This window comes from Bradyrhizobium sp. SZCCHNS30572 (genome assembly GCF_032484415.1).
In the GTDB taxonomy this organism is placed as follows: Bacteria; Pseudomonadota; Alphaproteobacteria; order Rhizobiales; family Xanthobacteraceae; genus Bradyrhizobium.
Genome location: NZ_JAUESY010000006.1, coordinates 605732 through 611993, shown reverse-complemented (window position 1 = coordinate 611993; position 6262 = coordinate 605732). Strand labels below are relative to the sequence as shown.

At 61.2% G+C, this 6262-nt stretch carries 8 protein-coding genes and 1 pseudogene; 6 read left to right on the top strand and 3 right to left on the bottom strand.

Going from position 1 to position 6262, the window contains the following annotated elements; genetic code table 11:
- Positions 1 to 643: 643 nt before the first annotated feature.
- The 4 genes from QX048_RS19830 to QX048_RS19820 all read left to right on the top strand — a co-directional run bounded on the left by QX048_RS19830 (position 644) and on the right by QX048_RS19820 (position 2625).
- Positions 644 to 1042, top strand: coding sequence for a hypothetical protein (locus QX048_RS19830; RefSeq protein WP_315718664.1), 399 nt, complete (start codon positions 644 to 646; stop codon positions 1040 to 1042).
- Positions 1043 to 1286: 244 nt separating this feature from the next.
- A complete protein-coding gene (locus QX048_RS19825; RefSeq protein ID WP_315718665.1) occupies positions 1287 to 1808 on the top strand; it encodes a hypothetical protein in 522 nt (173 codons plus the stop codon).
- On the top strand, positions 1808 to 2053 hold the full coding sequence (locus tag QX048_RS35275) for a DUF2635 domain-containing protein (RefSeq protein WP_409978007.1): 246 nt from the start codon (positions 1808 to 1810) through the stop codon (positions 2051 to 2053). The genes QX048_RS19825 and QX048_RS35275 overlap by 1 nt, the downstream gene beginning before the upstream one ends.
- A 185-nt stretch (positions 2054 to 2238) precedes the next feature.
- Positions 2239 to 2625, top strand: coding sequence for a hypothetical protein (locus QX048_RS19820; protein ID WP_315718666.1), 387 nt, complete (start codon positions 2239 to 2241; stop codon positions 2623 to 2625).
- A gap of 258 nt (positions 2626 to 2883) precedes the next feature.
- On the opposite strand, the gene QX048_RS35270 is transcribed toward QX048_RS19820, so the two are convergent.
- Together QX048_RS35270 and QX048_RS19815 are read right to left on the bottom strand one after the other, a co-directional pair.
- Positions 2884 to 3318, bottom strand: a complete 435-nt coding sequence (locus QX048_RS35270) for a bleomycin resistance protein (protein ID WP_410052170.1) — start codon at positions 3316 to 3318, stop codon at positions 2884 to 2886.
- A gap of 404 nt (positions 3319 to 3722) precedes the next feature.
- A pseudogene (locus QX048_RS19815) lies at positions 3723 to 4154 on the bottom strand (MarR family transcriptional regulator); the annotation flags it as partial.
- Between the two features lie 107 nt (positions 4155 to 4261).
- Here QX048_RS19815 and QX048_RS19810 point away from each other — a divergent pair.
- Together QX048_RS19810 and QX048_RS19805 are read left to right on the top strand one after the other, a co-directional pair.
- Complete coding sequence (locus tag QX048_RS19810) at positions 4262 to 4516, top strand: ABC transporter substrate-binding protein (RefSeq protein WP_315718545.1); 255 nt, start codon at positions 4262 to 4264, stop codon at positions 4514 to 4516.
- Positions 4517 to 4602: 86 nt separating this feature from the next.
- The gene (locus QX048_RS19805; RefSeq protein ID WP_315718543.1) at positions 4603 to 4812 is read left to right on the top strand and encodes a hypothetical protein; all 210 of its coding nucleotides are present in this window, start codon (positions 4603 to 4605) and stop codon (positions 4810 to 4812) included.
- Between the two features lie 111 nt (positions 4813 to 4923).
- Here QX048_RS19805 and QX048_RS19800 read toward each other — a convergent pair whose 3' ends face one another.
- Positions 4924 to 5244, bottom strand: a complete 321-nt coding sequence (locus QX048_RS19800; RefSeq protein ID WP_315718542.1) for a DUF736 domain-containing protein — start codon at positions 5242 to 5244, stop codon at positions 4924 to 4926.
- Positions 5245 to 6262: the final 1018 nt, after the last annotated feature.

The window sequence follows — 6262 nt, the reverse complement described above, 5'->3', positions numbered from 1 at the left end:
CTTCAGTCCTGCCCACTAGACAGACTGAATCACCGATATCTCTGCGTCGCAACTGCTGACTTTTTCAACGAAATCGACCCATTGCCGACGTTAGCTGCTTCGGCGGCCGCCTTTCTGCGCAAAGAGTATCAGTAGGGGATATGCCAGCGCGAGAATGAAAATCGCGTCGAACAGGTAGACCGCAAATCCGCGCCCGAACGACGCTCCCGCCCCGAACGTAAACTCTCGCGCGTCAGAGAACAGTATCGGCAGGTTAAGAACGGTCGAAATGAAGTGACCGACCCAGCCACCTCCGCAGGTGAAGCTTTGCTGTCCCTCGCTCAAGCTGCACCCGATGGATTTCAGTATAGGGTAAGCGACAAACTCCAAGGGCGCTACAACGATGGCAACCCCCACGATGCATAAGCAAAGCAGACTCACACCTCGGAAAACTCTGAGCATTATCGACCCCGCATTCACCGAGAGTATCAATATCGATAGCGAGTTGCGACTGTCGTTGATTGGCTCATCGAACGGCTTCGAGGTGCTGGTAAACGGACCCTTGCGACGGATAAGCGTCTGCTTGTGGCCCATCTGAGAAGAGAGACGTGGATGCGCAGGCCAAGGCCGCGCATGACGGAATTATTCAACCGGAATTGAAATCATGCCGTCACCGCTCGCGCGTGCGGTCGCCGCTGCGGCGGTGACGCATGACCGTATCCAGGGCGAGCACTTTACGTTCGCTCCGATGAAATACGACACCGATCGTGACGCGCCGCTGATCTCCGATCCGGCGCGCACCGTGGTCGAGCACGTGCTGTGCCCGTTCGGCGAGTCCGCCGCCCGCGCGGGTGCCGGGGCGTTCGCACAAGCTGGCGTCAAGCCGGAGCGCGCTGGGCATGCGACCGATCGGCCCTATGTCTCGCTCGATCTGTCGCGTCTGGCCTGGCGCCCGCGCACCGGCGACCTCGTGACCCAGGAGGCGACCGGGCGGCGCTTCCGCATTCACGAGGTGCTGCCATCGACGCCGGGCTTTGTCCGGCTCACGCTCAATGGGATCTAACCATGCTGGCACGCGAATTTCTGCGGCTGACGGCGCTGGAAGCGCTGCGCCCCTCGGCGCTGCTGCCGAGCAGCGGTCCCTGGCCGACCATTGCCGGTGCCTATGTCTCGGACTCGCGCATCGATCCGTTCGATGACCTCACCGACGACGAGAAGCGCCCGCTGATCGCCGTGTTCACGGAAAACTCGTCGCTCGCCAGATCGCGCAGGCTGGCCCCGCCTTCTATAAGGGTGAGGTCGATCTCGTGTTCGAGATCTCTGACGTCGCCAACTTCCATCAGGACGGCAAGGTCATCGTCGACTATGCCGACACCGATGCGGCGGTCGAGGCCTCGCTCGGCGTGCTCGAAGATCAGATCTTTCACGCGCTGCATTTCGGGCCGACCGGCGCGCTGTTCCGGCAAATGGTCAAGCTGCCGTTCGAGGAGTGGCACTCCACCATCAAGCATCGCTCGGGCGAGGAAAACAACCGCCTCGCGGCCCGGACGATCCGGGGCCGCATCCGGGTGAAGGAGGCCTGTTACGACCCGGCGCCGGCCTCGCCGCCCGCGGATTTCGACCGGCTCCCGGCCGCGCTCAAGGCGATCGCGACGCAGCTCGGGCCGTCCACCTATCTGCACCGTCTCGCGCTCGGCATGGCGCGCGCCGTGTCGGTCATGCCGACACGCGTCAACCTCGATATGGTCGCCATCAAGGCGGTCCCGCAACCCGGCGCCATCAGCACCGAACCGGTGCAGTCGGCCGCCGACAATCTGCAAGGTGGATAATGGACAATATCTTTCTGAAGCCAGCGCCGCCCGCGGCGGACGGCGTCGTACGCGTGCGCGATCCCCAAACCGGCGCCCCGCTAGCCGCGAGCGGCGAGTGGAAAGCGCGGTCGCAATATTGGACGCGTCGGCTTCGCGACGGTGACGTCATCGAAGTGCAACAGGCCGAGGCGGAGCCCACTGCAGCCACGTCGACGTCCGGAATTGGACCCAAACCGGAAGCTACCGACCCTCACATCGAGTAGACCCGTCATGCTCCCACCCCGATCGAGGACAAATCGACTCATGCGGCAGGCTCGCCGCAAAAACTGGAGGGAGAAGAGAGAGCGCGGCAAAACGCTCAACGTAGGCTAGAAGTTCCACCGTGGATGTGGTACTGAGATAAGCGATTCGTATATAGATACCGTCTTTATGCTTTAAGGATTGCATAGTGACTGACCGGCGTGACGAAATTGAAGCTTTATTGAAGCATGAACGCCTCGAAAAGGTCCAAGGTTACACGAAGCGCGGAAGGCGCTTTCAGCTTTTGCCAGATGCCGAGTTGGTTGATTTCTGGGTACTTGCGATGAACCATTGGGCCGACGGCTCAAACGAGTTCACGTCGCAAGACCTTGATGATTGCCAATCTGAGATGATGTTGAGGCGCATTGAACCGCCATTCGATCGCGTAAGCGAGATATGGGAGCGTGTTGCTCGAAGAGCGGACATTCATTTCAACTTGATTGATAATGATCCAAAAGCTCGCGCCGCTACGGAAGCTTTGTTGGAAGAGCAACTTGGGCAGTTTCGTCAGCAGACCAGGCGCCCGAAGCATTAGTTGTGAGTTGAGAGAAGGCCGATCTGCACACCGAAAGGCTCATTACCGGACCAAGCGGAACGCAAACGGCAGAACTGCTTTTGGCCCATCTTGGACCTAACGGTAGCCCTCGCAGGCCGTCTGTTTTCGGGCTACAATCGGAAGTGGGCCGTAGGACCGCCCCAAGGCCGGCTTTGACCCGAAGCCAGCATCGTCTGTGGGCTCTCGGCACGGTTCCTGCAATGATCGCGCAGTACGCGAGAGACGTTGTCACACCGATCACCTTCTGCCTAGATCTTCTGCGAAACGGAGGAGGTAACCATCAGGGTCTTGCACCAGAAATTGCCTGTTGCCCCGCTCTTCGCCCGTAATCTCGTACCAAGCATCGTGACAGTCTCTGAAAAATGGCCAATTCGCTCCCCTCAGGGCTTCGACGAGGGGAGCGACCGAGTTGACAAACATTTGGAAGTTAATCCCGCGTCCCAACGGACGCTCAAGATTCCCAGTCTCCCAATTGCCGTTTCGCCGTTGTAGCATGAGCTGAGAGCCCTGCAACTCTATGTACATGAAGCGGTTCGCCGGTCGCTGATATGCGATTTGAAAACCGAGTATTCTGCACCAGAACGCCTCGCTCCGCTGCAAATCAAACACGTCCAACTCGGGGACCAGCCGGGCGAACCCTCCGGCAGGCAATCTGTTCTTCGATGTTTCCATTCCCCCGCGAGGCTCCTCGATGCAGCGCTGATCGCTCGCATGTTCTTAGCATTCGCGAGCCGCATTGACGATCGCTTCCTTGGCGGCGTCGGTTCAGCAGCGAGATCCGGTACGCAAAGACACGAACGCGACGTCGGACAATTTGCTCATCTGGCGCTCGATCGCTCTGAAGATCGTCGCACGAGGCTCCGCCAAGGGGAAGACGATTTCGCCAACTGATCAATCCATTCCTCGGCTAACACCAGCGTGCAGGAGCTCGTTGAGAGCGGCGAGTCAGCCGAACGATTACTAGCAGCTCAACTCAGAGATTCCCCGCCTTTAGCGAGGTTTATCGATTATGTTCTCTGCATCTGTCTCCGACATGCTCGGCTGAAGGATAGTGCAGCGGTTCGATCTTTGTTGCCTCAGGTCTGTTCGTCTTCGGATTGATTGTCGCCCTCATCGAGCTTTTTCATGTTTTCAAGGATCTTCAGCAGATCATGCAGACCGTGCACCGTGTCGTTGACGGAAATATCCGCCAGCACGTGATCGTAGTAGGTATGGATCTTCGGTAGCGCGAGCGTCTGCCAGACATGGCGACCAGTATCCGTCCATGACGAGCCTTGATCTCGGTCGCGCTCGTCCTGAGCGATCGTCACGTGTCCGCCGCGCCATACGGCCGACGAGTCCCGCGAGATTCTCGCCGGCTGACCCTGAGGTACTCGACAAGGTCGCCGCCGCTCATTCCGCTCCGTGCCTTCGGGCGGGGACAGCGCGCCCAGCACCGCCCATTGCTGGGTCGTCAGCCCCTCCTCCTGCACGGCCCGGGCCCCCGTTTTATGCAACATATTGGCCGCGTCATCACTGGCGAACAACAGAATGGCGCCGGGCAGATCATCCGGCTGGCCGATGCGACCCAGCGGGATCGAGCGTGTGAAGGCCTCGACCAGCTTCGAAGGCGGAGATCATCGGCCTCGCCAATGCCGGCACCGATACGATCAACGCGATCAAGACGGCCGGCGAGTTCGGCATCGTCGCCGGCGGACAGAAGCTGGTCGGCCTGGTGCTCTTCATCAGCGACATCCATGCGCTCGGCCTGAAGGCGGCGAAAGGGCTCATGCTGACCACCGCCTATTACAGGGACCTGAACGACAAGACTCGAGTTTTCGCTGAGCGGTTCGCCAGGCGCAGCAACGGCAAAGTGCGCCCGATGAGTTAGGCCGGCACCTATTCCACCACGCTGGCTATCTGCGGGCCGTCGAGAAGGTCGGCAGCGCCAAGGACGGCGCAGCTGTGATCGCGGCAATGCGCGACGCTGGCGCCTTTGATGATCCGCTGTTTAGCAAGACGATCGTGCGCGTCGACGGACGGGTCGCGCACGACATGTATCTGGTCGAGGTCAAGGAGCCGGGGCAATCGAAAAAGCCGTTCGATTACTACAAGGTGGTTGCCACGGTCCCGGCCGATCGCGCATTTCGCCCTCTGGCCGACGGCAACTGCTCGCTGGCGCAATGACGCCTCGCCTGCTCCCAAAGGTCAGGCCGGCGAGGAACAGTCCGCGCAGTCGGAGCGGCCGGCCGACTGCGATGCGCTCCGCCCGGCAGATCCGGACGGAGCGCGATCGGCTCACTCGGCGGTCTTGCGCGGCCGCGACCAGAGGAGCGTGTAGCCCTCGCCGCCCTCGTCCTCGAACAGGTTGGCGTAGATCGGGGCGTTGAAGGAAGGATCGTCGAGCTTGAGCGAGAGATAGTCGCGTCCCTCCTCGGAGTGACGTGCCCAGGCGGCGCCGATCTCGACCCGCCCGGCATAGACGCGGTGGCTGGGCGCGTTCTCGCTGGAGCGGTTGGCTTCGGGGACGATGCGTACACCCTTGGCCTTGAGGCTCAGGGTGATGATCTCGCCCTGGAAATCGTCGCCGACCTTCTTGAAGGAACCGATGGAAGCCATGTTGTCTCTCCTTGGCTGGTTCGGGCCGCGACCACCGCGGCCTCGATGGCGCATATCGGACGAACGGCGAGCGACGGCGCACCCGAAGGGCTGAAGCGGCAGCGGAGGACGGCGTCGGCCAACTTTCTTGTCCCGCGAGGAATGGACGTTCCGTCCAGGGGAAGAAAGTTGGCCGGCGGCGTTGCGCTCAGGCGATCGAGGCCCAGCCGGCCTTCGGCCAGATCAAGCCATCACGAGGCAAGGTGCGTCACTGCCTGATCAGTTCACGGGAGAGACATGGTGCACTGAGGCTGCACAAGAGATCGGGATGATCAGGCGAAAGATCAGAAGCCACCGAGAAGAAAAGCGTGTGCCGATGTGTGCCCTGGCTGCCAAACGTCCGTCATGCCCGGCGAAAGGCCTGGGACAGTCGAGATCCGAAAGGGGGTCCAGCCGGTTCGAGCAGAGTCCCGACTATCTTTCCGATGGAGCTCGACGCCTTGTCGTTCAACGCTAGCGATCCGCATCAAGCTCCTCGAGAACGAGGGCAGCGAGAGCTCTACGCTCCTGTGATCCCGACCACGCTGAACGCGGGGGCCGCTCGGGGTCACGTCTTGCAGCGAGACTGGCGGGGACAGTTCGTAGGCGAAAGACCGATGGAAGGCGGCAGCACGAACCAGGGATGTTCCGACCACGCCGCGCCCGCACAACGTCGTAAAGGCCGGCAGGCACGACCAGTCCAAGAGGCCGTGACGAGAACCAATTGCTGCCGATTGCAGGTATCGTCGCGCGGTCAGCGCGTCAGACGACCACGACCGCTCCCGCGCCACCACGTGCAACGCGATTCAAGCAGACATGCATCTCGATGACGAGTGCAGAGAGTCGCCTGGGATATCGACGCGGGCCGCTTTAGCAAGGCAAAGGACCTGCAGAGTTGACGGCGCTCACGCGTCGCCTTGGCCAGGAGTCCACACGGAATGCCAAGCCCGAGCGCCTCGTCGGCGAGGTTGCCCTGGATCCCCGAGCCGGGAGAGAACCG

Bases quoted from the DNA above. Each gene is read 5' to 3' on its own strand.
- QX048_RS19830 (WP_315718664.1), top strand. From the start codon at position 644: ATGCCGTCACCGCTCGCGCGTGCGGTCGCCGCTGCGGCGGTGACGCAT.
- QX048_RS35275 (WP_409978007.1), top strand. From the start codon at position 1,808: ATGGACAATATCTTTCTGAAGCCAGCGCCGCCCGCGGCGGACGGCGTC.
- QX048_RS35270 (WP_410052170.1), bottom strand. From the start codon at position 3,318: ATGGAAACATCGAAGAACAGATTGCCTGCCGGAGGGTTCGCCCGGCTG.
- QX048_RS19805 (WP_315718543.1), top strand. From the start codon at position 4,603: ATGCGCGACGCTGGCGCCTTTGATGATCCGCTGTTTAGCAAGACGATC.
- QX048_RS19800 (WP_315718542.1), bottom strand. From the start codon at position 5,244: ATGGCTTCCATCGGTTCCTTCAAGAAGGTCGGCGACGATTTCCAGGGC.